Raw genomic sequence first — 25,584 nt, 5'->3', positions numbered from 1 at the left:
TGCGCCTCTTCTACGTCGATGACTCGGGGAGCGCCGAGCACGGCGGGCTGATCGTGTACGCGTGGGGTCGGTCTTCCGGTGGGTGCCGGAGGGCGGGAAGGCGTGGGGTGCCGCGAAGTACGAGACGTACGCCGATCTCGTGGCGATGATCGATCGCGAGCTGGCCGCCGAGGACGCCTTCGGGATCATCACGATGGACGGTGACGACGAGAACTACCGATCGGCGCATCGTGCCCTTCCGCTGGCGACGCGCCGAGTGCTCGAGGACCCGGTGGCACATGACAGCCGTCGGTCGCAGTGGGCGCAGATCGCCGACCTCGTGGCGTACACGGTGAACATCCACCTCAATCGGCACCCACGCAACGCGTTCGGATGGGATTGGTACGACCAGCGCCTGCGGCCCCTGGACCGAAACGGTGCACCGTCGCAAGTACCCGAAGAAACAGCTAGACCCGCCTGATCCACGAGAGTGGGGCGGGTCCGCTGTAGCAGTTTACCGGATTCGGTCAGTCGCCGTCGGCGCCCTGCCGGATCCTGATCCCCTCGAGGACGTCCTGCGCGCGCTTCTCGTCCTGCTTCTCGATCTGGCGGGTGTCGCGCTCGGGGAGCTGGATGTCCTCCTCCGCCCGGATGCCCGCCTGCAGCTGCCGGCCGCGCTCGAGCTCGGCGTCGAACTCGGCGCCGAAGAGCAGCGCGTTGTTCGTGATCCAGATCCACAGCAGGAAGACGATGACCCCACCGAGCGAGCCGTACGTGGCGTTGTAGTTCGAGAAGTTCCCGACGTAGAAGCCGAAGCCGACGCTCGCGATGATCCAGATGAGGAGCGCCAGGATCGACCCGCCGCTGACCCAGGTGAACTTCGGCTGCTTGACGTTCGGCGACCAGTAGTAGAGCACCGCGACCACGACGATCGCGATGATCAGCAGGATCGGCCACTGCACGATGAGGAGCACCGTCGCAGCGACGTCCCCGAGGCCGATGACGTCACCGAAGCTGCGGGCGAGCGGACCGGAGACGAGCGTCAGCAGTCCGAGGACGAGCAGGATGACGGTCGCGAGCGTCACGCCGAGCATCGTCGGGCGGAGCTTCCAGATCGGACGCCCCTCGCGGACGTTGTAGATCCGGTTCATCGCCCGGCCGAAGGCGCCGACGTAGCCGGAGGCCGACCAGAGGGCACCGACAAGACCGACGATGAACGTGACCGGGGCGGCGGGCGAGCGGACGAGTCCCTCGATCGGGTCCTGGAGCAGGTCCGCGACCTGGCCGCCGCCGACGTTGCGGACGACGTCCAGCAGCGACGTGATGGTGTCCGACGGGTTCGACACGAGACCGAGGATCGAGACGATCGCGAGCAGTCCGGGGAAGAGCGCGAGGACCGTGTAGTACGTCAGGCCCGCTGCGAGGTCGGTGCACTGGTCGCTCGAGAACTCGCGCAACGTCTTCTTCAGCGTGTAGACGAGCGTCGGCTTCGTGAGGTCAGTGGGGTTGTCCGGCTTCCGGGAGTCGTCCGGATCCGGCTTCTGCTGTTCCTGCGCCATCGGACTACCCCCGCGCCTTCAGGGCCTGCTTCGACCGCTTCACGGCGGCCTTGCGGTTCTTGTTCGCCCGTCGCTGGACCGCGGCGATGCCGGTCTGCTGCTTCACGCGGGCCTTGTGCGCCGGGTCACGGTCCAGCGCCTGCTCGGCGGCCTTCGCCCGCGCCTTGCGCCCCTTGCGGCCGGACTGTGCCTGCTCCTTCGCCGAGGGGCCGGCGCCGCGCGCGCCCAAGGGCAGCAGCGCGGTGAACGCCGAACTCGCCGGTGGCGTCGCCAGGTGTCCGGCGGGGCGGTTGCGGATCGCGATGCCGGTGATGATCGCCGCGATCCCGGTGAGACCGGTGATGCCCATGGCCACGAGGGGCGTCGGGTCACGGTGCCAGCGCTGGCGGGTCTTCGCGGCTGCGAGCCGTGCCCGCGCCGGGAGGTTCGCACGGCGCTTGAGCTCGGTGACGGTGTCGGTCATGCGCTCACGCGTGCGGACGTTCGCGAGTTCGAGCTCGGGGAGACTGTCCTTGGCCATTCCCCAGTTTCTACACGGTCGGGCCGGGGGCGCGCCCAGATGGCCGCGGTGCGGCCACCCGGTCGGTCTTGCTCCCGCGGCAGTGGACACGACCCCAGGGCGGACGGGAGGCCCGTGGCGGGCCCGCCACGGGCCTCCCGTCCGTCGGTCACGCGTTCAGGACGGGACGACGACGTCCTCGGGTTGGCCGCTGGCAGCCGAACGACCAGCTGCCTCCATGAGTGCGAGGCTGCGCAGGTTGTCGCGGCCGCTCGTCGCCGGTGCCGGGCCGCCCTCGATCGACCGGGCGAATGCCTGCAGCCCGCCCTGGCGGTCGGTGTGCTCGAGCACGGGCAGCTCGACGGGCTCGGCCTCGTCGTCCTGGGTGCGGCGGAGGGTGACCACGTCGCCGTCGACCGCGTTCGGGGCACCGTCGCGGCTGGTGAACCAGAGTTCGCCGTCCTCGCCCTGGATGCTCCACTCGCCGGCCCACGCCGTGCGGGGGCCGCGGCTCAGCCAGCTGCCGCGGTAGCTGACGACCAGCCCACCGTCGAGCTCGATGAGCATCGAGGCGATGGCTTCGTCCTGGTACTTGCTGTACGACGGGTAGGTCGCCTTGGCGAAGACCCGGACGGCCTCCTGTCCGGTGACCATCCGCAGCAGGTCGAAGTGGTGGATCGCCATGTCGTTGATCATGGCGTGCGGGAACTTGTAGTGCGGGTGCTCCTCGAACGCCAGGTCGTTGTCCCACTGGCGGAAGTCGATGTTGATCGCGGAGATCTCGCCGACCACGTCCGCCTCGAGCATCTCCTGGACTGCGCGGGGAGCCGGGTACCAGCGGTAGTTCTGGCTGACCTGCAGCACGAGGCCGAGCTCCTCGGCACGGCGCACGGCGGTGACGGCTTCGTCGGTGGTGTTGGCGAACGGCTTCTCGACCAGGACGTGCTTGCCGGCATCGAGGGCCTCGAGCGCGAGCGGCACGTGGGTGACGGCGGGGGCGGTGATGACGACGGCGTCGGCCTCGACCCCGGCGAGCGCCTCGGTGAGGGACGCGAACGCGGCGGACGCCGGCAGCCCGAGGTCCTGCTGCACGGCGGTCAGCGTCGCCGGCACCGGGTCGACGATCCCGACCACCTCCACTTCGGAGACCTCTGGGATGGCGGTGCGGGCCCAGTTGCCGCCCCACCCTCCGAGACCGACGTGGATGATCCGGACCGTCATGCGTGCACTCCTTCGTGGCTGCCGCGTCACGACTCCCGTGACGCGTCCGTCCAGTCTGTCAGTGCTGCGCGCGGCGGGCGCCGTCGGTGCTGCATTCGGCGGCCGTCGAGGTTCCACGACATGCCGTGTGCGCGGCGCCGAGGTTCCACGGAGCGCGCCCAGCGACGTCGAGATGCCGGGATTTCGGAACCTCGACGGGACGGGACGGTACCTCGACGGGACGGGCGCTCAGTGTGTGAAGGCGTAGGCGATGAGCGCCATCGTCACGATGAACCCCGCCAGGTAGTTGATCCAGAGGAACCGCTTCCACCCGGCGTTCGCGGCCTCGGCCCCCTGGTCCGTGATGTTCCACCACGGCAGCACGTTGAGCGCGTACGGGATCACGACGACGGCGGCGATCGGCCCCGGGAAGGCCGAGAACAGCAGCGCGACACCGGCGACCAGGTACGCGACGAACGCGAGTCGCACGGTCGCCCGCGCACCGATGACGGTGGCGACGGACCCGATGCCGCCGGCCCGGTCGGCCAGGACGTCCTGCACCGCACCGAACGCGTGCGAGGCCACGCCCCACAGGAAGAACGCGACGCAGACGGCGACGAGCTGGCCCGTCCAGTGCGGTCCGGCGAGCGCCAGGCCGTAGATCGCGGGCGAGACGAAGTGCGTCGACGAGGTCAGCGAGTCGAGGAACGGCTTCTCCTTGAACCGCAGGCCCGGCGCCGAGTACGCGATGACGGCGAACACGCTGATCGCGAGGACGAGCCACGACCACGGCCCGTTCCCGCTCACCGCCCCGAGCACGACGAGCGCGACCAGGAACGGCACGTTCGTGACGACGACGGCCCAGAGCGTCGTGCGGTGGACGCTCTTGTCGAGCAGCGCCCCCTCGACGCCGCCCTTGCGCGGGTTGCGCAGGTCGGACTCGTAGTCGAAGACGTCGTTGATGCCGTACATCGCCAGGTTGTAGGGCACCAGGAAGTACACGACGCCGACCAGGAACGCGACGAGCGAGAACCCCCCGCCCCCCTCGACGCCGACCCCGCTGCCGAGCAGGTACGCGGCACCGAACGGGTAGGCGGTGTTCACCCAGCTGATCGGTCGCGACGAGACGAACAGTGCTCGCAGGGTCGACGGCCTGGAGGCGGTGCTGGCGTTCACGGGTTGTCCTCCGGTGGTGCGGTGGTCGGGTCGGGCGCGGGGCGCGGGGTGGCCGGATCGCGCGGGCCCGCCCGGTCGAACAGGACCCACAGGCTCGGCAGCAGCACGATCGCCGCCATCGCGTACGCGAGGTCCTCGACCGGGATCGCCCCGATCTTCGCCCCGCTGATGAGCGAGGGGTCGTAGGCGACGATGCGCAGGGTCACGATGACGTTGTCGAACACGATCGTCATCACGAGCAGCGCGATCCCGGCGACGAGCGACGTGACGAGCGCGACCCGGCGGCCGGGCCCGGGTGCGCGTCCCGCCGCTCGTGCACGGCGCGCGGCCACGATGCCGGCGACGACCGCCACCACCACCACGACGGCGAAGAACGGCAGGGCCAGGAGGGCGTAGGCGCCGGAGCCGGTCACGGACGCCTCCGTCCGAGCGATCGCTGCACGACGGGCCGGACGAAGCCGACCAGGTCCATCGTCGAGTAGCAGAGCAGCAGCAGGAAGAAGAGCTCCTCGAGCGGGACCTCGGGGGCGAGCAGCACGCCGGTCAGCAGGTGCTGCGGGCCGATGAAGAAGATGCCGTACGCGACCCCGGCGACGTCCCACACCATGAAGAAGACGACACCGACGACCATCACCGCAGCCGCACGCCACGGTGCTCGCCAGAAGAACAGCCGGAAGCGGGCGTCGAGCACGGTCATGCCGATCAGCGACACGACCAGGCCGGCGAGGTACAGCCCCGGCATCAGGCGGTGCCGGCCTGGTTCCGCGGGGTGCCGAGCGGCGTCGGCAGCGGCTCGGTGCTCGTGTCGCCGTGGATCCGCTTGAGCAGGACCTCGGCGCTGATCAGGCACATCGGCAGACCGATGCCCGGGATCGTGGACGCCCCGGCGTAGTACAGGCCCTCGACCTTGGCCGACGCGTTCTTCTCGCGGAAGAACGCACTCTGCTTGAGCGTGTGCGCGGGGCCGAGCATCGACCCGTTCCACGCGTTGAGGTCGTCGGCGAAGTCGCGCGGGCCGATCGTCCGGCGCACCCGGATGCGGTCCCGCAGGTCGGGGACGCCCGAACGCTCGGCGACGACGTCGATGGCGCGGTCGGCGATCTGCTCGACCTCGTAGTCACCGGCACCGTCGATCCCGCCCTTGCCGATGGACAGGTCGGCGGGCAGGGGCACCAGGATGAAGAGGTTGCTCGAGCCGCGTGGCGCGACGGACGGGTCGGTCTCCGATGGCGCGCAGACGTAGATCGACGCGGGGTCGGGGACGTGCCGGTCCTTGCCGAAGATCGCGCCGAAGTTCGCCTTCCAGTCCTCGGTGAAGACGAGGGTGTGGTGGAGCAGCCCGGGGGTCGGTCCGTCGATGCCGAGGTAGACGAGCACGGCGCTCGGTCCGGGGTCGCGGGTCTTCCAGTGCTCGGCGCCGTGGGTGCGGTGCTCGCGGTCGAGCAGCTGCATCTCGGTGTGCTGCAGGTCGGCGGCGCTCACGACCAGGTCGGCCGGGGCGGTGTGCTGCACGCCGTCGCGGTCGCGGTGCACGACCCCGGTGGCGACGCCGTCCTCGACGACGATCCGTTCGACCTTCGCGCCGGCGATGATCTTCGCACCCTCGGCACGGGCCACGCGTTCGACCGCGGCGATCACCTCGGTGATGCCGCCCTTCGGGTAGAGCACCCCGTCGGCGAGGTCGAGGTGGCTCATCAGGTGGTACATGCTCGGGGCGGCGTACGGGCTCGTGCCCAGGAAGACGGCCGGGTAGCCCAGGATCTGCCAGAGCCGCCGGTCCTTGACCGCCGAGGCAGCGCGGGACGACAGCGGCTGCAGCAGGAGCCGGGCGAGCTTCGGCAGGCGACGGAGCACGTCGGGGGCGGCGAGCTTCGTGAGGTCCTGGAACGTCGTGTACAGGAACCGGCGGATCGCCATCGCGTAGGTGTCCTCGGCCGAGGCGAGGTACTTCCGGATCCGCTTGCCGGCTCCGGGCTCGACGGACTCGAACAGCGCGATGTTCGCCTCGGCGTCGGCGCGCAGGTCGATCGGCTCGTCGTTGCCCTCGCTGTAGACGCGGTACCCGGGGTCGAGCTTGACCAGGTCGAGTTCGGCGTCGGCCGAGGTACCGAGCAGCTGGAAGAAGTGGTCGAACACCTCGGGCATGAGGTACCACGACGGCCCGGTGTCGAACCGGAAGCCGTCGCGCTCCCACGAACCGGCACGGCCGCCGAGCTGCGACCGCTGCTCGAGCACGGTCACGGCGAAGCCGTCCCGCGCGAGCAGCGCCGCGGACGCCAGTCCGCTGATGCCGCCGCCGATCACGACGGCGCGTCGAGCGGGCACCTTGCGCCGGGTGGTGGCGGCGACGTTCTGCGGACGGGAGGCGCGGGGCGGGGTCATGACGTGCCTCCTGGCTGACGGGTGGCCACCTTCGACCGCACGGGGGTGCGTCCGGCGAGCACCTGTGCGGCCAGGCGTGCCTTCACCGGGTTCGGGACGCGCACGCGCGTCGTCACCAGGCGCGTCGCCGGCGTGCGGGCGATGCGGTCGTTGAGTTCCTGGAACAGGGCGTGCGCGAGCCCGACGGCGTTCCGGGCGTCGGCCGGCAGCAGCCGGATGGTCCGGGCTGCGTGGTCGAGGTCGGCTTGCACGTCGGCGACCAGGCGTTCCTTCGTGGCCTCGTCGAACGAGCGGATGTCGACCCCCGGGAAGTACGAGCGGCCGAGCACCTCGAAGTCGGCGTGCAGGTCGCGCAGGAAGTTGACCTTCTGGAACGCTGCGCCGAGCGCACGGGCTCCCGCGATGAGCTCCGCCTGGTCGAAGGTCGGACGGCCGGCACGGTACACGAACGCTCGCAGGCACATCAGCCCCACGACCTCGGCCGAGCCGTACACGTACGCGTCGAACGAGGCGTCGTCGTGCTCGGTGCGCTCGAGGTCCATCCGCATCGACGCGAAGAACGGCTTGGTGAGCTCCGCGCCGAAGCCCGTGACCCGTGCACTCCGGGCGAACGCGTGCACGACCGGGTTCACCGAGAAGCCGAGGGCGATCGCGCGCTCGGTGTCGGCCTCGAGCTCGTCGAGGACCGTCCGTGCCAGGTCGGGGTCGAGCCCCGCCTCGGTCGCGGGGCCGTCGACGACCTCGTCGGCGACGCGCACCAGCGCGTAGACGTTGCGGATGTGCTCGCGAGTGTCCTTGGCGAGCAACCGGCTCGCCAGGCCGAACGACGTCGAGTAGCGGTCGATGACGACACTCGACGCTGCCTCGGCCGTGGCGTCGTACAGGGGGAGCCGACCGGACGGCGCGCTGCCGGTCCGGGTGGTGTCGGTCGTCACCGGGCGCGCTCCACGAGTTCGGTCACGAGGCCCTCCAGGCGGTCGGCGAGGTCGTACGGCAGTCCGGAGAGCTCGGCACGGGCGAGTGCGACGTGGTCGGCGATCCGGGACTCGGCTGCGGCACGGGCACCGCAGGTGACCAGGGTCGCACGGAGTTCGGCCGCGCGTTCCTCGGTCAGGTCCGGGTCGCCGAGGTAGGGAGCGATGTCCGGCCAGCAGTCGGTCGTGGCCGCGTACGCGATGAGCATGGTCCGCTTGCCCTCGCGCAGGTCCCCCAGCACGCTCTTGCCGGTGGTCGTCTCGTCACCGAACACCCCGAGCAGGTCGTCGACGATCTGGTAGGCGATGCCGATCTCGCGGCCGAAGGCGCCGAGCGCGGTGACGACGGTCTCGGGCGCGCCGGCGAGCACGGCTCCGGACTGCAGCGGCGCCTCGAACGAGTACACGCTCGTCTTCGCCCGCTCCATCGCCAGGACCTCGTCCACCGTCGGCATCACGCCCAGGGCCAGGTCGACGTCGGTCATCTCACCGGCGGCGCTGGCGAACACGGCTTCGTCGAGCAGTTCGAGCAGACGCCCACGACGCTCGCCCGTCACACCAGAGGACTCGATGAACCGCGGTGCGCCGGAGAGCGCGAGGTCGCCCGCGATCACGGCGGCGCTCATCCCGCGGTGCTCGGCGGTCGGCAGCGGCAGCCCACCGGTGGTGCCGGCGTCGCGGTAGGAGCCCGCGACGTTCGGCTGGCCGCGGCGCGCCCAGTCGCGGTCGATCACGTCGTCGTGCACCACCAGCGCGGTGTGCAGGAGTTCGTAGGCAGCTGCGACGTGCGCAGCAGCGTGCACGTCGTCACCGCCGAGGCCGAGGTACGCGGTGAGCACCATGCGCGGCCGGAAGCGCTTGCCGCCCATGCTCGCCTTGCGGAGCACCCGCCAGAGCTCCTCGGACGGACGGCCGTAGCGCGCGGCACGAGCCGAGGACACGACGAAGAAGCGCTCGAGACAGTCGTCGACGAGCGCGAGGTCGATGTGCGCCACGGTGGCCGCTTCCTCGCTCATTGGCCTAACCTATCGGTGCAGATGAGCGCTTTCCCGGAAACCGTGGTCCTGCTGGCCGACGACCGTACCCCGATCGGCACAGCGGACAAGTTCACGGTGCACACAGACCACACGCCCCTCCACCTGGCCTTCTCGTGCCACGTCCGCAACACCGACGGGGACGTCCTGGTGACCCGTCGCGCCCTGTCGAAGAAGACGTGGCCCGGTGTCTGGACGAACACGTTCTGCGGGCACCCCGGCCCCGACGAGTCGTTCGAGGACGCCATCGCCCGCCGGGCATCACGCGAGCTCGGCATCACCGTGCGCGACGTCGAGCTCGTGCTGCCGGACTTCCGGTACCGCGCGGTCGACGCCTCGGGCATCGTCGAGAACGAGGTCTGCCCGGTGTTCCGGGCTGTCACCGACGACCTGCCCGCCCCCGCGGACGACGAGGTCGCCGAGTACGCCTGGGTCTCCGAGGACTCGCTCCGGGCCGCCGTCGCCGGTGCGCCGTTCGGCTGGAGCCCCTGGCTGGGCTGGCAGCTGACCGAGCTCGAGGCCGCGGGGCTGCACATCACGCGCTGATCCGGCGCGGCCGCCTGGGCCGAGACTCGGGCTCAGCGACACTCCTCGTGCCCGCGAGCACGAGAACCGTCGCCCAGGCCGAGTCTCGGTCGAGCGCGGCCGAGCGCTTGGCTCCCTCGTGCGTCCGGAGTATGGTCGGACGTCGGCCACGGTTGTGGCCACGAGGCTGCGCACCGCGGCCGCACGACCAGGAGAAGGGCAGGTGAGGCGCGATGTCGGGTGACCATCCTCGCGCGGGCCGGCAGCCCCTCCCCCTCGCCGCCGCGCCCGTGTCCTAGATCTCCTCCGCCCGCCGCGGTCCGCCCGCGGCATCGCGCCTGCCTGCTCCCGACCACGAGGAGCACGCGCATGGCAATGATCGACAACGCGATCTACGTCGAAGGACGTCGCATCGACTCTCCGTCGACCCTGTCGCTCGGCGCACGCCACGAGGTCGCACGGTGCGACCTGGCGTGGATCGGGCTGCTCCGTCCGGACCCGCACGAGCTCGACGCCGTCGCGACCGAGTTCGACCTGCACGAGAACGCGGTGGAGGACGCCCGCAAGGGGCACCAGCGCGCGAAGCTCGAACGGTACGGCGACACGCTCTTCCTGGTGCTCCGTCCGGCGTGGTTCGACCGCGGCGCGGGCACGGTCGAGTTCGGCGAGGTGCACCTGTTCGTCGGCGACCGGTTCGTGGTGAGCGTCCGGCACGCCGAACGCCCCGACCTCGCGGCGCTCCGCGCCCAGGTCGAGGCCGACCCCGAGTTCCTGGCGCTGGGCTCCGAGGCCGTGACCGCCGCAGTGCTCGACGAGGTCGTGGACGGCTACGCCCCGGTGGTCGAGGTGCTGCAGGACGGCATCGACGCCATCGAGGACCAGCTCTTCGCCGGGCAGGTCGACCCCGGCGTCTCGAAGCGCATCTACCAGCTGCTCAGCGAGGTGCTGTCCTTCCAGCGCGCCACGAAGCCGGTGCCCGCGATGGTGAAGGGCCTGCTCCGCGGGGCCGACAAGTACGGCGTCGACGACGAGGTGCAGCACCGGCTGCGCAACGTGCTCGACCACGCCCTGCGCGTGACGGAGCGGGTCGACTCGTTCCGGTCCCTGCTCGAGAACGCCCTGACGCTGCACGCGACCCTGGTGTCGCAGGAGCAGAACGAGGCGATGCGGCGGATGACCAGCGCGAGCCTGGCGCAGGGCGAGGAGAGCCGGCAGCTCGCCCGCGCTGCACACCGACAGGGCGAAGAGGTCAAGAAGATCTCGTCGTGGGCGGCGATCCTGTTCGCTCCCGGTCTGATCGCCGGCGTCTACGGCATGAACTTCGACCACATGCCCGAGCTGCACTGGCGGTACGGCTACCCGGTCGCGATCCTCGGCATGCTCGCGCTGATGGGTGTGCTGTGGGCGGTCTTCCGCAAGCGCAACTGGCTCTGAGCCGCTGCGATGCTGCGGCCCGGCAAGCCCCCGGGCCGCAGCCTCGAGGACGTTCAGGTGGCGTCGATCCGCCGGACGTGCATAATGATCTGGCCCGGAATGTGAACGTGCACATCGACGTGCCACGGCCCCGGGCGGAAACGAGCAGCAATGGCGTCATCGCGGGCACAGCAACCGCGTTCGCCCAGCATCCGTGACGTCGCACGGATCGCGGGCGTCTCCCACCAGACCGTCTCGCGGGTGCTGAACAACTCCGACGCCATCCGCGACGCCACGCGCGACAAGGTGCTGGCGGCGATGGAGCAGCTGCAGTACCGGCCGAACCGTGCGGCGCGGGCCCTCGTCACGAGCCGGACCCACACCATCGGCGTCCTGACTGCCCGGCGCGCCCACTACGGCCCGGCGGTCGCCCTGCAGGCGATCGAGGACGCAGCGATGCTGCGCGGGTACTCGGTGACGACGGCGAACATCGCCGAGGCGACCGACACCGCCGTGCGCGAGGGGCTCGGGCACCTGCTCGACCTGGACGTCGAGGGCATCGTCGTCATCGCACCACAGCAACGGGTGTTCGACCTGATCGAGGAACTCGGCATCCGCACGCCGTACGTCACGATGCGAGCGAGTGTCGGCGAGGACCCGACGGCCCTGTGGGTCGACCAGATGGAGGGCGCGAGGCTCGCGACCGAGCACCTGCTCGACCTGGGCCACGAGTACATCCGGCACATCGCCGGCCCGCAGGACTGGATCGAGGCGGACGCGCGCATGCAGGGCTTCCTCCGTGCCATGTCGGACCGCGACATGTCCGTCGTCCCCCCGATCCTGGGCGACTGGACGGCGGACTTCGGCTACCACGCCGGCCGCGAACTCCTGCGGTGGCGGGACTGCACCGCGGTGTTCTGCTCCAACGACCAGATGGCCCTGGGCGTCATGCACGCGGCCCGCTCGTACGGGCTCGACGTGCCGGGCGACCTGTCGGTGGTCGGCTACGACGACATCCCCGAGGCGAAGCACTTCTGGCCACCGCTCACCACGGTGCAGGTCGACTTCGCCGAACTCGGGCGACGCTGCGTCGACCTGCTCCTGCCCGGCGACGACGAGCTGCTCCGCCCGATCGACATCGTCCCGCAGCTCGTCGTGCGCGCGTCCACGGGAGCCCCGCGCGGTCGTTGACGCGCCCACGGTCGATCCGCAGGACGCAGGGCGGACCGGCACCGTGCCTCCCGTCCGGGGGACGTTCGTGCGGGATCACGCAGGCCGTTACGAAAACGCGACCAATCCGAATTGACAGCCACACCGGGGCTGTGCGTAAATTACCTCCGTCCAGCCGATGTGACCGTTCACATGAGCGTCACACCAGCGGGGCACCGGACGCGACAACGAAGTCCACGCAGGCCACCTGCGCCCATTCGCTGCCGCAGCAGAACCACCCGAACAACTGCCGCATCGCAGCGGCAGAAGGAGATGCACTGTGGCGTCAACCCCGATCGACACCGGCCTCGAGACCCGGTCGATCACCGCACCCGAGACCATCCTCGAGATGCGCTCGATCACCAAGGAGTTCCCTGGTGTGAAGGCGCTCTCCGACGTCTCCCTCAGCGTCCGCGCCGGCGAGATCCACGCGATCTGCGGCGAGAACGGCGCCGGCAAGTCGACCCTGATGAAGGTCCTCTCGGGCGTCTACCCCTACGGCACCTACAGCGGCGAGATCGTCTACGAGGGCGAAGAGGTCCGCTTCTCGAACATCAAGCAGTCCGAGCAGGCCGGCATCGTCATCATCCACCAGGAGCTGGCGCTCATCCCGGAGCTCTCGATCACCGAGAACCTGTTCCTCGGCAACGAGCCCGGCCGCTTCGGGCGCATCGACTGGACCGCCGCGCAGCTCCGTGCGCAGGACCTGCTCGCCCGCGTCGGCCTCGCCGACGACCCGGACACGCAGATCAAGAACCTCGGTGTCGGCAAGCAGCAGCTCGTCGAGATCGCGAAGGCCCTGCACAAGGACGTCAAGCTCCTCATCCTCGACGAGCCGACCGCCGCGCTCAACGAGAACGACTCGCAGCACCTGCTCGACCTGATCGTCGGGCTGAAGGCCAAGGGCATCGCGAGCATCATCATCAGCCACAAGCTCAACGAGATCGAGCAGATCGCCGACGAGATCACGATCATCCGCGACGGCAAGGCCATCGAGACGCTCAACGTCAAGGCGGACGGAGTCAACGAAGACCGCATCATCCGCGGCATGGTCGGCCGCTCGCTCGAGAGCCGGTTCCCGGACCGCACTCCGAAGATCGGCGAGACCTTCTTCGAGGTCCGCAACTGGACCGTGCAGCACCCGCTCGACTCGTCACGTCTGGTCTGCAAGGGCTCGAACTTCCACGTCCGCCGCGGTGAGATCGTCGGCTTCGCCGGCCTGATGGGCGCCGGACGCACCGAACTCGCGATGAGCCTGTTCGGTCGCTCGTACGGCACCTGGCTCGACGGCCAGATCATCAAGGACGGCCGCGAGATCAAGGTCACGAACGTCCAGCAGGCGATCGAGAACGGCCTCGGCTACGTCTCCGAGGACCGCAAGGCGCTCGGCCTGAACCTGCTCGACACGGTGAAGCGTTCGACGGTCGCCGCCGACCTGCAGAAGATCTCGAAGGTCGGCGTCGTCGACTCGCTCGAGGAGTACTCCGTCGCCGAGAAGTACCGCAAGATGCTCCGCACCAAGGTGCCGAGCGTCGAGGACAACGTCGGCAAGCTGTCCGGTGGCAACCAGCAGAAGGTCGTCCTGTCCAAGTGGATGTTCACCGACCCGGACATCCTGATCCTCGACGAACCCACCCGCGGCATCGACGTGGGCGCGAAGTTCGAGATCTACGGCATCATCCAGCAGCTCGCGGCCGAGGGGAAGGGCATCATCCTCATCTCGTCCGAGCTCCCCGAACTCCTCGGTCTCTCCGACCGGATCTACACCATCTTCGAGGGTCAGATCACCGCTGACCTCCCGGCCGACCAGGCCGATCCCGAATCGCTCATGCGCAGCATGACCTCCGCGCGGAAGGGCGCCACCGCCTCATGAACAACCTGAAACTGCTCTTCGGCAAGGGCAACAGCATCGGCCAGTACGGCATGATCATCGCCCTCATCGTGCTGTTGGTCTTCTTCTCGGTCACGACGAACGGGCTCATCCTCGAGCCGACCAACGTCATCAACCTGTTCCTGCAGTACTCGTACATCCTGATCCTGGCGCTCGGCATGGTCATGGTCATCATCGCGGGGCACATCGACCTGTCGGTGGGTTCGGTCGCAGCGGTCGTCGGCATCGTCGTGGCGCAGTCCATGGCCGTGTGGGACTTCCCGGTGTGGGCCGCCATCATCCTGGGCCTCGTGTGCGGTGCCCTGATCGGTGCGTGGCAGGGCTTCTGGGTCGCGTTCGTGAAGGTCCCGGCCTTCATCGTGACGCTGGCCGGTCAGCTCATCTTCCGTGGTGTGAACCAGATCATCGGCAACTCGACGTCGGTCCCCGTCCCGGACGCCTTCACCCCGATCGGTGCCGGCTTCCTCGGTGACTTCGGCCCCGACTTCGGCTTCAGCAACGGCACGCTCCTCATCGGCCTCGTCACGATCCTGGCGCTCATCATCATCGAGGCCCGAGGCCGTGCCCGCCGCCGGAAGATGCAGGCCGAGGTCCCGCCGCTGTGGGTCTCGATCGTCCGCACCGGCATCCTGGTCGCCGTCACGCTCGTCGCCACGTACCTGTTCGGCGCCGGTCCGGTCGGCACCTCGGTCCCGATCGTCGCGATCATCCTCGGTGTCCTGACCATCGTCTACGGCTTCGTCACGAAGAACACGATCTTCGGTCGCCAGGTCTACGCCGTCGGCGGCAACGCCAACGCGGCCGTCCTGTCCGGCGTCTCGGCACGACGGGTCAACTTCTTCGTCATGATGAACATGTCGATCCTCGCGGCGATCGCGGGCATGGTGTTCGTCGCCTACTCCGGCGCCTCGGGCCCCGCGGACGGCACCGGCTGGGAGCTCGACGCGATCGCCGCCGTGTTCGTCGGTGGTGCTGCGGTCGCCGGTGGCGTCGGCACGATCTCGGGCTCGATCATCGGTGGTCTCGTCATGGCGCTGCTGTCGAACGGTCTGCAGCTCATGGGCCTCGAGTCCAACCAGGTGCAGATCATCCGCGGTCTGGTCCTCCTCGTCGCCGTCGCCTTCGACGTCTACTCGAAGTCGCAGGGTCGTCCGTCCCTGATCGGCGGCATGCTGCGGCAGTTCCAGCGGAAGGACACCGAGCAGAACACGGTGGCCGCCCAGCAGCCGCGGTCCATCGAGGACCAGCCGGACAAGATCACCCTCCCCTGACCCACCCCTCCCGACGACGGGGCTCCGGCCCCGCACCTCCTCAACGAAGAGAAAGCAATCACATGCGCAAGAAGATCGTCGCCGGCCTCAGCCTGGCGCTCATCGCGGGCCTGGCCCTCAGCGGCTGCTCGGCACGCGGCTCGTCCGACGACGCCGGCAGCACCAGCAACATCAAGAAGGGCGACCTCATCGGCGTCGCCCTGCCGGCCAAGACCTCGCAGAACTGGGTCCTGGCGGGTGCAGCCTTCAAGAAGTCCATCGAGGACGCGGGCTTCAAGGCCGACATCCAGTACGCCAACGCCGGCAACCCCGTTCCGGACCAGCAGTCGCAGATCTCGGGCATGATCACCAAGGGCGCCAAGGCCGTCATCATCGGTGCCGCCGATGGTTCGCAGCTGACCGCGCAGGTCAAGTCCGCCAAGGACCGTGGCGCCGTCGTCATCGCCTGGGACCGCAACATCCTGAACACGAAGAACGTCGACTACTACGTGGCGTTCAACAACTTCAAGGTCGGCCAGCTGCAGGCCGAGGCGCTGCTCAAGGGCCTCGAGGAGAAGAAGGGCGACAAGCCGTACAACGTCGAGCTCTTCGCCGGTTCGCCGGACGACGCCAACGCGACCGTGTTCTTCAACGGTGCGATGGACGTCCTGCAGCCGAAGATCGACGACGGCACGATCAAGGTCGTCTCCGGCCAGACCACGTTCCAGAAGGTCGTCACGCAGGGCTGGCTCGCGCAGAAGGCCCAGTCGCGCATGACCGACCTGCTCTCGCAGTACTACACGGGTGACACCGAGCTCGACGGTGTCCTGTCGCCGAACGACACCCTCGCCCGTGCGATCCTCACCGCGACCAAGGCCGCCGGCAAGGACAACCCCGTCGTGACGGGCCAGGACTCGGAGACCGCGTCCATCCCGCTCATCATGAAGGGCACGCAGTACTCGACGATCTTCAAGGACACGTCGAAGGAGGCCCAGGCGGCCGTCGACCTCGTCTCCACCCTGTCGAAGGGCGACAAGCCGGACACGAAGATCGACAAGACGAACAACTACAACGGCAAGAAGACGGTCCCCGCGATCGAGCTCACGCCGGTCCTGGTCACCAAGGACAACGCCGTCGAGGCCTACAAGGGCAACGACACCCTCGAGGAGCTCGCCAAGAAGGGCTGATCTCCCCGGCACCACGGACGGCCCCGTCTCGCTTCGGCGAGTCGGGGCCGTCCTGCGTCGTCGTGGGGCCGCCACGGTCCGGACGGGAGGCACGGGGCACGTCGTGATCCGTGCCTCCCGTCCGCCCGCACGCACGTCCAGTGCCCGCGCGACGCGGCGGGTCAGCGTCCGGTCGCGCGCAACCGCCGCGCCGCCTCCGCCAGGGACGGCACGTCCGTGCGGGCGGTGCCGAAGACCACCGCCCGGGTGGTGTCGAAGTAGCGCCGGGTCAGGCGGTCGCCGAGGTCGGACACGCGGGACCACGGGATGTCCGGTTCGCTCGCGGTGACGGTGCTCGGCAGGACACGGACCGCCTCGCCGATCTCGACCAACCGCATCCGGACGGCGTCGTGCACCAGGTCCTCGGGCAGCCGCTCGTCACTGACGTACCGGCCGATGGCCTCGCACGCGCCGATGACGTCGTCGAGTCGATCGCCGACCAGCCGGCGCGTCACCGGTTCCTCGCTCACAGCGGCACCGCGCGCCGGACGACTTCGGGGCTCATGCCGGCGGCGTCCACGACGTCGACGCGCACGCCGAGCAGTCGTTCCGCCGCGTCCTGTATCCGCATGAGCGCGAAGATGCCGACCCCGGCGTCGACGTCGATCATCAGGTCGACGTCGCTGCCCGGGCCGTCGTCACCGCGGGCGACGCTGCCGAACAGCCGTGGGTTGCGACCACCGAACCGCTCCACGATGGCGACGAGGTCGTGCCGTGCAGCGGCGACGCGTTCGCGCAGCGGCCGTGGTTCCTCGACCGGCAGCAGGTCGATGGACGTGGTGAAGCCCGCGGCCCGGAGCATGCGCTGGAGTGCGGCGAGCGAGGGCTCGCGGCGACCGTTCTCGTACGTGCTGATGACGCTCTGCGTGACGCCCGCGCGCCGGGCGAGCTGCACCTGCGTCAGTTCGGCTCGATCGCGGGCGTCACGGATGAGCGCGGCCGCCGACACCGGGGACGTCGGACGTGGTGCAGCTTCGGACATGCTGCAACGATACACAGAATGCGACATTTCGTCCGCAGGATGACGCGGCGGTGACATCGCGGTGGGGTCGTCGCGGCACGGCAGGCGACCCGGAACGACATCATCGACGTCGCACGACGTCGATGATGTCGTTCCGAGTCGGGTGGACCGCGGTCAGGGGCGGGCAGACACGTCCGCGCGGTGGAAGTTCTGCGCCGAGCGGGACGGAGTCGGCCCACGCTGACCCTGGTACCGCGACTGGTACTCGGCCGAGCCGTACGGCTTGTCGGCGGGACTGGACAGCTGGAAGAAGCACAGCTGCCCGATCTTCATGCCGGGCCAGAGCTTGATCGGCAGCGTCGCGACGTTCGACAGCTCGAGCGTCACGTGGCCGGAGAACCCGGGGTCGATGAACCCCGCGGTCGAGTGGGTCAGCAGGCCGAGGCGCCCGAGGGAGCTCTTGCCCTCGAGCCGCGCGGCGATGTCGTCGGGCAACGTGACGACCTCGAACGTCGAGCCGAGCACGAACTCGCCGGGGTGCAGCACGAACGCCTCGTCCGGGTCGGTCTCGACCAACCGGGTCAGGTCGGGCTGGTCGACCGCCGGGTCGATGTGCGGGTACTTGTGGTTGTCGAACAGCCGGAAGAACTTGTCGAGCCGGACGTCGATGCTCGACGGCTGGACGAGCGAGGCGTCGTGGGGGTCGAGACCGATCCGGCCCTCGGCGAGCTGGGCGGTGATGTCGCGATCGGAGAGCAGCACGCCGTGCAGCCTAGCGGCAGCGGACCCCCGCCGATATGCTGCGAGGCTGTCCGGGGCCGGGCGGCGTCGCACCGCCGGGAGGAACCGACATGACCGCGTACACCGTCCACGAACTCGTGGTCCCCGCCACGATGGACGACGACCCGGGGACCGTGCGGGCGTTCCGCGAGTGGGTCGACGTGCAGAACCGCGCCGAGGTGTCGATCACCGGACTGCCGGAGCTGCTCTGGACGCCCGAGGAACAACTGCCGTACCTGATCGACCCCGACGCGCCCAGCAGACTGTTCCTGGTCCGTGACGACGAGGGGGCCGCGGTGGGGGCCGGCTCGTACGGATCGAAGGCGGTCGCGGACGCCCCGAACTGCTGGATGGCGGTCAGCGTGGCGCCCGAGCACCGGCGCCGTGGCATCGGCACGCTCCTGGCCGAGCACGTCGAAGCGGTCGCGAGGCAGCAGGGCCGCACGCAGTGGAAGACGTACGCCGTGTCACGGCAGGTCGGTCCGGCCGCGGGCCCCGGGTACCTCCGTGCACCGACCGGGTTCGGTGTCGTGCCCGAGGACGACCCCGGAGTACGGTTCCTGACGGGCCGGGGTTGGCGGTTCGGCCAGGTGAACCGGATCAGCCGACTGGAGCTCCCAGCCGGGCCCGATGCCCTCTCCGGCATCCGCGCGGCGGCGACGCGGGCGGCGGCCGACCGGTACCGCGTGCACACCTGGGCCGGACCGACTCCGCGCCTGTGGCAGACGGACGTCGCACTCCTCCTGACCCGGATGAGCACCGATGCCCCGTCCGGCGACATGGCCGAGCCCGAGGACGCCTGGACGGTCGATCGACTCCGGACGCACGAGCAGCACCTCGACGACGGCCCGCGCACGATGCGCACCGTGGCTGTGGAGGACGTTCCGTCCGGCTCACTGGTCGGCTTCACCCAGCTCGCCGTCCCCGGGCCCGTGGTCCAGCCGGTGATGCAGGGCGACACCCTGGTGCTCCGCGAGCACCGCGGACACCGGCTCGGGTGGCTGCTCAAGGTCGTCGGGATCGAGACGATCGAGCGTGACCACCCGGGGCACCCGTCGATCATCACCTTCAACGCCGAGGAGAACCGCCCGATGCTCGACGTGAACGAGGCCGTCGGGTTCGTCGGCGTCGGAAGCGAGGGGATCTGGGAACACCGCCCGGCGTAGGGTTCCCCCATGGCGCGCTCACGGGGGATGGACGGTCTGGTCAGCGACGGGGTCTTCCTGGCCTGGGAAGCGCAGCTGCAGCTCGCCGACCTGTACGACGACCACGAACGCTGGAACGTCGACCTCGCCGCCGGCACCCTGCAGTTCGTCGGGCCGCACCCAGGCGAGTTCCGGATCCAGCTGCTGGGATCGGCCGCACCGGGGCCGCGCAGCTGGCTCTGGGGCTGGGCGAACCCGTCGCAGTACCCCGCGTCGGTCCTCGCTGCCGCGAACGCCACCCGCGCGCTGGGCGAACGGCTCGGCATCCCGGAACTCGTGCAGGGCGAAGTCCCGTTCGGCGAGCACCGGCAGGCCGACGCCGCAGACGCCGGCTACGAGTTCGCGTGGGACATGTCGATCGCGGCACGGCTGGCGACCGGTTCGTGGTTCGGCTTCGGCGGGCACGTGGGCGGGGGCTCCCGCCTCTGGGTGCTGTTCGAGGGCCTGCTGTTCACACCACCGACGGTCCCTCGGATGGTCCGGGTCTTCGGTGAGGGCCTGCAGACGACCGAGGTGCACGACCACCGCCGCGCCGTGGGGAGCTGGGCATCGCTGCGCGGTGTCCCCTGGGACGGGCGCACGCTGACGTTGGCGGACGGGACCATCACGGTCGACTTCGACGACCTGGGCCGGATCCGCGACCTGCAGGGGTCGTCGGCGCGAGCCTGAGGCGGCCGCAGCGCGCGCTGCGGACTGACACCGCTCGCCCAGACCGACCCGCCTACCATGGAGGGTCCGCGGTCTCGCGGACGCACGCGTCCCTGGAACAAGGTTGATGACCGTCACGTCCCCCGCAACCCAGCCTGGAGGCCCGGCGCCGGAATCCGCGCCCGTCACCGCGCGCACGTCCACCGTTGCGACCGTACTGGTCGTCGCCATCCCGCTCGCGGTCGCGTGTTCGCTCCTCGGCCTGACGATCACCGGGGCGTTCACCGCGAACCAGCAGCTGGTGTCCGCCGGCGACGTGGTCGAGTACGGCCTGCCGATCGCCCGCGTGGTGCACGACACCATGGCGGCGCTGACCGTCGGCCTGCTCATCGTCGCCGCGTTCGCGCTGCCGGCGCAGAAGAAGGACCACCGGGCACTCTCGAGCGTGCAGCACCGCGCCACGCGCTGGGCGGCGGCGACCGGATCGATCTGGTTCCTCGCCGCGGCCGTGACCGTCGTGCTGACCGGCGCCAACACCCTCGGCGTCCCGCTCACCAGTCCGGTGTTCGCCCGCAACTTCATGCTGTTCGCGTTCCAGGTCGAGATCGGCCAGGCGCTCGTGGTCTCCGCGGCGGCGATCCTCGTCGCGACCGTGCTCGCCGCGTTCGCCACCCGGGTCACGACGCTCGCCGTCGCCACCGTGTTCGGCCTCTTCGCGCTGCTCCCCCTGGCCCTGTCCGGCCACGCCGCCGGCTCGCTCGAGCACGCCAACGCCGTGAACTCCCTCGCGATCCACCTGATCGGGGTGTGCGTCTGGGCCGGCGGGCTCGTCGCCGTGGTGCTGCTGCGCACCCGCACGAAGGGTGCGACCGGACGGGTGGTCTCCCGGTACTCGACGCTGGCCGGTTGGTCGTTCGGCGCCGTCGCGTTCTCCGGCATCGTCAACGCCTCGCTGCGACTGACCGGCCCGCTCGACCTCGTCACGACCCCGTACGGCGCACTCATCACCGTCAAGGCCGTCATCCTGGTCCTGCTCGGGATCGCCGGCGTCGTGCAGCGCCGCAAGCTGGTGCCCGGGCTGCTCCGCGCGCCGCTCGACCGCCGTCGGTTCACCCGGTTCGCGCTCGCCGAGATCGTGTTCATGGCCGTGGCGATCGGCGTCTCGGTGGCCGTGTCCCGCTCACAGCCGCCGATCCCGCAGACGCCCGAGACCGGTGAGGACACCCGCTCCGGCCTGATCGGGTTCCCGTTCCCGCCGGCCCAGACGATGCACACGTACCTGACGCAGTGGCACATCGACTGGGTGTGGCTCGGGCTCGCCGTCGTCGGTGCCGTCTGGTACCTGCTCGCGGTGCGGAAGCTCCGGAAGCGCGGCGACAAGTGGCCCGTCGGGCGCACCATCGCCTGGGTGATCGGCTGCGCCCTGTTCATCTGGACCACGTCGGCCGGACCGGCCGTGTACGGCATGATCCACTTCTCGTCGCACATGGTCCAGCACATGCTGCTCATGATGTTCGTGCCGCTGCCGCTCGTGCTCGGCGGCCCGGTGCTGCTCGCCATGCGCACCCTGCCGGTCCGCAACGACGGTTCCCGCGGTGCCCGCGAGTGGCTCATGCTCTTCGTGCACTCGCGGTACATGCAGTTCATGGGGAAGCCCGCCGTGGCGGGTGTGATCTTCGCCGGGTCGCTCGTGGTGTTCTACTTCACGCCGGCGTACCAGGCGGCGATGCAGTCGCACGAGTGGCACGTCGCGATGGTCGTCCACTTCATGCTGAGCGGCTACCTGTTCTTCTGGGTGTTCGTCGGCGTCGACCCGGGGCCGAAGCGGCCGGCGTACCCGATCCTGATCATCGCGCTGCTCGCGACGTTGGCCTTCCACGCGTTCTTCGGCGTCGCCGTGATGACCTCGCAGTCGGTGTTCGCGATCGACTGGTTCCACGCACTCGGCCAGACGAACGACGCCGCACTGCTCGACGACCAGCACACCGGCGGCGGCATCGCCTGGGGTGCCTCCGAGCTGCCGATGGTCTTCGTGGCCCTGCTCGTGGTGCGGAACTGGATCCGTACGGACAAGCGCGACGCGAAGCGGCTCGACCGCAAGGCCGAGCGCGACGGCGACGCCGACCTGAAGGCGTACAACGAACGTCTGGCGGCGATCAACGCGACCGACACCGCGCGCCGCGACTGACGCGCGCGTCCGTCAGCGGCTGTTCTGGTCAGTCGCCGTGGACGATGCAGACCGCGTCGAGGTCCAGGGCGGCCTCGAGCGCCGCCGAGATCCCGGACTCCCCGTCGGCCCCCGCGGGGGTGACGGTGTCGACCCACCACAGCGGCGTCGCGATCGTCGGGGCATCCGGCAGGATCCGTTCGACCTCGTCGAACGAGTCGACCCGCCGCACCCCGAGCACGGTGATCACCGGGTGCGTGGCGTCGCGGCAGACCTGCAGCATGGGGCCGTCGTCGAGGGCTCGGACGCCCCAGGACTCGTCGTGCAGGAGCAGCGCCTCGGCGACCTCCCGCGGCTCGACCGGCTGGCGGCAGAGGATGGTGACGTCACGCGGCACCATGACCGCCTGCCACCCGGGCGTCCCGCACGTGTCCGTCGAGCGTGCCCTCGTCGTGGGCGGGGTCGAGGGGCGCTCCGCCGACGAGCTGCAGGAAGCGGTCCTCGTCGATGCGGTCGAGGAAGGACTCGAGGGCTTCCCAGCCGTCCTCGAAGCGGACGATCATCCCGCCGTCGACGACGTCGCTGTCGCTCGCCCCGGACCGGTCCCTTGCCCCGGACCGGGTGCCGAACGTCGCCGTCGTGGTGCGCGGTGGCGGCCAGACCCCGTCGCGGTCCAGGAACTCGGAGGCTTCCGGTCCGACGACGACGGCAAGCGGCGACGGCTCGCCGTGCGACACCGAGCGGATCAGGTGGTCGGCGTCTCCCCGGCGCTGCATCACCACACCGAAGACGGGCACGACCTGGTCCGCGACCTGCTGCACGGCGTCGAACAGGCGGTTCGCGAGCTCCGGGTCGGTGTTCTCCTCGGGCACGGTCAACACGGCGGACATCGTCTCGACGACGACGCCACCGACCAGGTGGGCGGTCATCGTCGCGGAGAAGCCCTCGCCGACGGCGTACGAGGTCGACACCCCGGGTGCCTCGTGCTTGGCGTACTGCGTGACGACCCATCGGTCCCACGGCACGGTGAGCGGTTCGGCGGTGCCCCAGCGGGTGGGACAGGTGCCGACGGTGTGGCACAGGGCCTCGATCGCGGACCCCATGTCCACGGCACGCTCGGCGTGGTGGCGGAGCGTCAGGTCGATGCTGATCTGGCGGACGGAGTCCGCTGCGACGGGGTGCTCGGGCGAGGGCGTGCCGACGAGTTCGGGGCCGCGGTGCACGAAGTCCTCGATGCCCGAGGCTGCTGCACCCGTCCGGCCGTCGCGCAGTGTCCCGTCGAAGTCTGCGACGGCCCACGCGGCACCGTACGCACCGAGCGCGTGCCGCAGGGCGGGGGTGATCGCGGATTCGCGCCCCGTCCGCAGCACGACCATGCGGCCGGCGTCCGCCGAACGGCGGAGCAGCGAGGCGAGCGCGTCCGTCAGCCACACGACCGGCGAGGCGGACTCGACCACGATGGCGGGACCGACCACGTCGTCGATGAGGGGATGCCTGACCATCCGGGTCCTCCTCGGGTTCGTCGGCGCTGGAACTCCCTGGACGGTACACACGACGACGACACCTGTCCGTCAGGCTGGCGTGCTCACAGCGGAGACTCGGGAGGCACGACACACGCCCGACAGGAGGCGTACGGTGCGCGGTCGGCTGGCTTCCAGGCGAGAATCCGCTAGGCTTGCCGAGTCCCGTTCTGCGGGGCGCGCGAGTGTAGTTCAATGGTAGAACTCCAGCTTCCCAAGCTGGTAGCGCGGGTTCGATTCCCGTCACTCGCTCCAACCAGCATCGTGCTGTGGAGTCCAAGCCGGCATCTGTCCTCAAGGCGATCAGGGCCGAGATCATCGCCGGCACGCTCGCCCGTGGCTCCCGGCTGAAGGAAGACGCCCTCGCCGAACGCTTCGGCGTCTCGCGGGTCCCCGTGCGCGAAGCACTCCGGCAGCTCGAGACCGAGGGGTTCGTCGAGTCCGAGAAGTTCAAGGGCGTCCGGGTCGCCGACTCCTCGACCGAGGTGGTCATCGAGCTCATGCAGATCCGCCGGGGGCTCGAGGTGCTCGCCGCCGAGCTCGCCGCGCGTCGCCAGGGTGGCGAGTGCGCCGACCTGCTCCGCGCCGTCGGTCACGAGGAACGGTCCGACCAAGAGGTCGAGGCTGCGCACTCACCGCGGTTCGCGTTCCACGGGCTGGTGGCACACGCCTCGGGGAACAGCCGGCTCGAGAAGTCGGGTGACCTGCTCGAGGCCGTGGTCGAGGGGGCGCTCCCGCAGGACCTCCACCCGGCGGAACTCGGCGAGGTCGTCGCCGGACGCGCACCCGGCCGGACCGGGGACGACGAGGTCACCGTGTTCGACTCGGTCGGGCTCGGCGCCCAGGACCTCGCCGTCGCCGCCGAGGTGATCGACCTCGCACGCGAACGCGGTGTCGGGACGCAGGTCTCCGTCGCCCGGGTCGGGGTGCCGGTTCCCGGCGTGTGACCAGGGTCGAGCGGCAGGGTGCTCCCATGCGCCGTGCTCTCCCCCTGGTCGTCGGCGGCACCGTCGCCGTGCTCGTCCTCGCCGGGTGCTCCGGTGGCGGCCCCGGTGCACCGACCGCGTCGGCCACGTCGTCCGCACGGTCCACGAGCACACCGACGAGCACCCCTGCGACGACGCCGCCGCCGCGGACGGACGCCGCGACCACCGCCGCGGTCCGCCGAGCACTCGCGGGCCTCGAACGCGAGTACGACGCCACGGTCGGCGTCGTCGCAACCGACACCGTCACGGGTGAGACGGTCGCGTACAACGGCGACCGACGCTTCGGCTACGCCTCGACCATCAAGGCGTTCGCCGCGGCACAGTTCCTGCGCTCGGTGCCCGCGGACGCCCGGAACGAGGTCGTGCACTGGACGGCCGCGGACGTCGCCGCTGCCGGGTACTCCCCCGTGACGGAACAGCACGTGGCCGACGGGCTGTCGTACGGGCAGCTGGCCGAGGCCGCCGTCCGGATGAGCGACAACACGGCCCTGAACCTCGTGCTCACGCGCATCGGCGGTCCGAGCGGCCTGGACGCCGCGCTGACCGGGCTCGGCGACACCACCACCGAGGTGGTCCACGGCGAGCCGGACCTCAACACCATCGAGCCGGGCAGCACCGAGGACACCACGACCCCGGCGGCGTTCACCGCAGCCCTGGCGACCGTGCTCGACGGCAGCACCCTGGACCGCGCCGACACCGCGCTGCTGGTCGACTGGATGGGCGGCAACGCGACCGGCGACGCACTCATCCGCGCTGGCGCACCCGACGGCTGGGTCGTGGTCGACAAGTCCGGGGGCGCCGGACCGATCCGGAACGACGTGGCGCGGGTGACCCCGCCCGGCGGCGACCCGATCGTGCTCTCGGTCCTGACCACCCGGAACGACCCCGACGCCGCCTACGACGACACCCTGGTGGCCCGGTCGGCATCAGCGGTGCTCGGCGCGTTCGACCGCTGATCGGCCGCTGATCGACCGGGGCGGCGATCGCCGTTCTGCACCGC

At 70.2% G+C, this 25,584-nt stretch carries 26 protein-coding genes and 1 tRNA gene; 13 read left to right on the top strand and 14 right to left on the bottom strand.

Translation table 11 applies throughout. From position 1 onward, the window contains the following. Positions 1-61: 61 nt before the first annotated feature. Positions 62-460 (top strand): DUF3800 domain-containing protein, encoded by a 399-nt coding sequence (locus OGL88_RS11750; RefSeq protein ID WP_263054967.1) that lies wholly within the window; start codon positions 62-64, stop codon positions 458-460. A 46-nt stretch (positions 461-506) separates the two neighbouring features. Here OGL88_RS11750 and OGL88_RS11745 read toward each other — a convergent pair whose 3' ends face one another. From OGL88_RS11745 to OGL88_RS11705, 9 genes are all read right to left on the bottom strand, one after another. Then, a complete protein-coding gene (locus OGL88_RS11745) occupies positions 507-1,538 on the bottom strand; it encodes a YihY/virulence factor BrkB family protein (RefSeq protein ID WP_263054966.1) in 1,032 nt (343 codons plus the stop codon). 4 nt (positions 1,539-1,542) lie between these two features. Continuing rightward, entirely contained in the window at positions 1,543-2,058 is a 516-nt protein-coding gene (locus OGL88_RS11740) for a hypothetical protein (protein ID WP_263054965.1), read from the bottom strand. Between the two features lie 156 nt (positions 2,059-2,214). Continuing rightward, a complete protein-coding gene (locus OGL88_RS11735) occupies positions 2,215-3,258 on the bottom strand; it encodes a Gfo/Idh/MocA family protein (protein ID WP_205463754.1) in 1,044 nt (347 codons plus the stop codon). A 228-nt stretch (positions 3,259-3,486) separates the two neighbouring features. Further along, complete coding sequence (locus tag OGL88_RS11730; protein ID WP_214547888.1) at positions 3,487-4,413, bottom strand: prenyltransferase; 927 nt, start codon at positions 4,411-4,413, stop codon at positions 3,487-3,489. Beyond that, the gene (locus OGL88_RS11725) at positions 4,410-4,826 is read right to left on the bottom strand and encodes a lycopene cyclase domain-containing protein (protein WP_263054964.1); all 417 of its coding nucleotides are present in this window, start codon (positions 4,824-4,826) and stop codon (positions 4,410-4,412) included. The genes OGL88_RS11730 and OGL88_RS11725 overlap by 4 nt, the downstream gene beginning before the upstream one ends. After that, a complete protein-coding gene (locus OGL88_RS11720; protein WP_263054963.1) occupies positions 4,823-5,155 on the bottom strand; it encodes a lycopene cyclase domain-containing protein in 333 nt (110 codons plus the stop codon). Before OGL88_RS11720 ends, OGL88_RS11725 begins: the two co-directional genes overlap by 4 nt. Further along, positions 5,155-6,795, bottom strand: a complete 1,641-nt coding sequence (gene crtI, locus OGL88_RS11715) for a phytoene desaturase family protein (protein WP_263054962.1) — start codon at positions 6,793-6,795, stop codon at positions 5,155-5,157. The genes OGL88_RS11720 and crtI overlap by 1 nt, the downstream gene beginning before the upstream one ends. Further along, a complete protein-coding gene (locus tag OGL88_RS11710) occupies positions 6,792-7,730 on the bottom strand; it encodes a phytoene/squalene synthase family protein (protein ID WP_263054961.1) in 939 nt (312 codons plus the stop codon). The genes crtI and OGL88_RS11710 overlap by 4 nt, the downstream gene beginning before the upstream one ends. Continuing rightward, complete coding sequence (locus OGL88_RS11705) at positions 7,727-8,785, bottom strand: polyprenyl synthetase family protein (RefSeq protein WP_131844739.1); 1,059 nt, start codon at positions 8,783-8,785, stop codon at positions 7,727-7,729. Before OGL88_RS11705 ends, OGL88_RS11710 begins: the two co-directional genes overlap by 4 nt. Before the next feature lie 21 nt (positions 8,786-8,806). Between OGL88_RS11705 and idi the strand changes: the two genes are divergently transcribed. The 6 genes from idi (at position 8,807) to OGL88_RS11675 (ending at position 16,278) form a co-directional block, all read left to right on the top strand. Then, the gene (idi, locus tag OGL88_RS11700; protein ID WP_111085474.1) at positions 8,807-9,349 is read left to right on the top strand and encodes an isopentenyl-diphosphate Delta-isomerase; all 543 of its coding nucleotides are present in this window, start codon (positions 8,807-8,809) and stop codon (positions 9,347-9,349) included. A 348-nt stretch (positions 9,350-9,697) separates the two neighbouring features. After that, complete coding sequence (locus OGL88_RS11695) at positions 9,698-10,762, top strand: magnesium and cobalt transport protein CorA (protein ID WP_263054960.1); 1,065 nt, start codon at positions 9,698-9,700, stop codon at positions 10,760-10,762. A 150-nt stretch (positions 10,763-10,912) separates the two neighbouring features. Continuing rightward, positions 10,913-11,932 carry a LacI family DNA-binding transcriptional regulator gene (locus OGL88_RS11690; protein ID WP_123293492.1) on the top strand — a complete coding sequence of 340 codons (1,020 nt, stop codon included), beginning with the start codon at positions 10,913-10,915 and terminating at the stop codon, positions 11,930-11,932. A gap of 367 nt (positions 11,933-12,299) precedes the next feature. Continuing rightward, positions 12,300-13,823 carry a multiple monosaccharide ABC transporter ATP-binding protein gene (mmsA, locus tag OGL88_RS11685; RefSeq protein ID WP_222661166.1) on the top strand — a complete coding sequence of 508 codons (1,524 nt, stop codon included), beginning with the start codon at positions 12,300-12,302 and terminating at the stop codon, positions 13,821-13,823. Next, positions 13,820-15,112 (top strand): multiple monosaccharide ABC transporter permease, encoded by a 1,293-nt coding sequence (gene mmsB, locus OGL88_RS11680; RefSeq protein WP_205463748.1) that lies wholly within the window; start codon positions 13,820-13,822, stop codon positions 15,110-15,112. The genes mmsA and mmsB overlap by 4 nt, the downstream gene beginning before the upstream one ends. Positions 15,113-15,174: 62 nt before the next feature. Beyond that, positions 15,175-16,278: a substrate-binding domain-containing protein gene (locus tag OGL88_RS11675; protein ID WP_205463747.1), complete on the top strand. Its 1,104-nt coding sequence runs from the start codon at positions 15,175-15,177 to the stop codon at positions 16,276-16,278. A gap of 161 nt (positions 16,279-16,439) precedes the next feature. Here OGL88_RS11675 and OGL88_RS11670 read toward each other — a convergent pair whose 3' ends face one another. The 3 genes from OGL88_RS11670 to dcd all read right to left on the bottom strand — a co-directional run bounded on the left by OGL88_RS11670 (position 16,440) and on the right by dcd (position 18,040). Continuing rightward, on the bottom strand, positions 16,440-16,787 hold the full coding sequence (locus OGL88_RS11670) for a HepT-like ribonuclease domain-containing protein (protein WP_205463746.1): 348 nt from the start codon (positions 16,785-16,787) through the stop codon (positions 16,440-16,442). Further along, a complete protein-coding gene (locus OGL88_RS11665) occupies positions 16,784-17,299 on the bottom strand; it encodes a helix-turn-helix domain-containing protein (RefSeq protein WP_263091493.1) in 516 nt (171 codons plus the stop codon). The genes OGL88_RS11670 and OGL88_RS11665 overlap by 4 nt, the downstream gene beginning before the upstream one ends. A gap of 153 nt (positions 17,300-17,452) precedes the next feature. Further along, on the bottom strand, positions 17,453-18,040 hold the full coding sequence (dcd, locus tag OGL88_RS11660) for a dCTP deaminase (protein WP_263091492.1): 588 nt from the start codon (positions 18,038-18,040) through the stop codon (positions 17,453-17,455). 89 nt (positions 18,041-18,129) lie between these two features. Here dcd and OGL88_RS11655 point away from each other — a divergent pair, with 89 nt between their 5' ends. The 3 genes from OGL88_RS11655 (at position 18,130) to OGL88_RS11645 (ending at position 22,099) form a co-directional block, all read left to right on the top strand. After that, the gene (locus OGL88_RS11655; protein WP_263091491.1) at positions 18,130-19,224 is read left to right on the top strand and encodes a GNAT family N-acetyltransferase; all 1,095 of its coding nucleotides are present in this window, start codon (positions 18,130-18,132) and stop codon (positions 19,222-19,224) included. A gap of 9 nt (positions 19,225-19,233) precedes the next feature. After that, the gene (locus tag OGL88_RS11650) at positions 19,234-19,932 is read left to right on the top strand and encodes a DUF6882 domain-containing protein (protein WP_205463742.1); all 699 of its coding nucleotides are present in this window, start codon (positions 19,234-19,236) and stop codon (positions 19,930-19,932) included. Between the two features lie 106 nt (positions 19,933-20,038). Continuing rightward, positions 20,039-22,099: a cytochrome c oxidase assembly protein gene (locus OGL88_RS11645; RefSeq protein WP_263091490.1), complete on the top strand. Its 2,061-nt coding sequence runs from the start codon at positions 20,039-20,041 to the stop codon at positions 22,097-22,099. Between the two features lie 28 nt (positions 22,100-22,127). On the opposite strand, the gene OGL88_RS11640 is transcribed toward OGL88_RS11645, so the two are convergent. Next, positions 22,128-22,478, bottom strand: a complete 351-nt coding sequence (locus OGL88_RS11640) for a hypothetical protein (protein WP_263091489.1) — start codon at positions 22,476-22,478, stop codon at positions 22,128-22,130. Further along, positions 22,465-23,580 (bottom strand): DUF6177 family protein, encoded by a 1,116-nt coding sequence (locus OGL88_RS11635; RefSeq protein ID WP_263091488.1) that lies wholly within the window; start codon positions 23,578-23,580, stop codon positions 22,465-22,467. The genes OGL88_RS11640 and OGL88_RS11635 overlap by 14 nt, the downstream gene beginning before the upstream one ends. Positions 23,581-23,779: 199 nt before the next feature. Here OGL88_RS11635 and OGL88_RS11630 point away from each other — a divergent pair. The 3 genes from OGL88_RS11630 (at position 23,780) to bla (ending at position 25,540) form a co-directional block, all read left to right on the top strand. Then, a tRNA-Gly gene (locus OGL88_RS11630) sits at positions 23,780-23,853 on the top strand. A 14-nt stretch (positions 23,854-23,867) separates the two neighbouring features. Next, positions 23,868-24,545 (top strand): GntR family transcriptional regulator, encoded by a 678-nt coding sequence (locus OGL88_RS11625; protein ID WP_263091487.1) that lies wholly within the window; start codon positions 23,868-23,870, stop codon positions 24,543-24,545. A gap of 26 nt (positions 24,546-24,571) precedes the next feature. Next, complete coding sequence (gene bla, locus OGL88_RS11620) at positions 24,572-25,540, top strand: class A beta-lactamase (protein ID WP_263091486.1); 969 nt, start codon at positions 24,572-24,574, stop codon at positions 25,538-25,540. The last annotated feature ends 44 nt before the right edge of the window (positions 25,541-25,584 follow it).

The organism is Curtobacterium sp. RIT-PI-V (assembly GCF_025642935.1).
Classification (GTDB): Bacteria; Actinomycetota; Actinomycetes; order Actinomycetales; family Microbacteriaceae; genus Curtobacterium.
The sequence above is the reverse complement of the archived record's forward strand: the minus strand, read 5'-3'. Positions and strand labels throughout refer to the sequence as shown.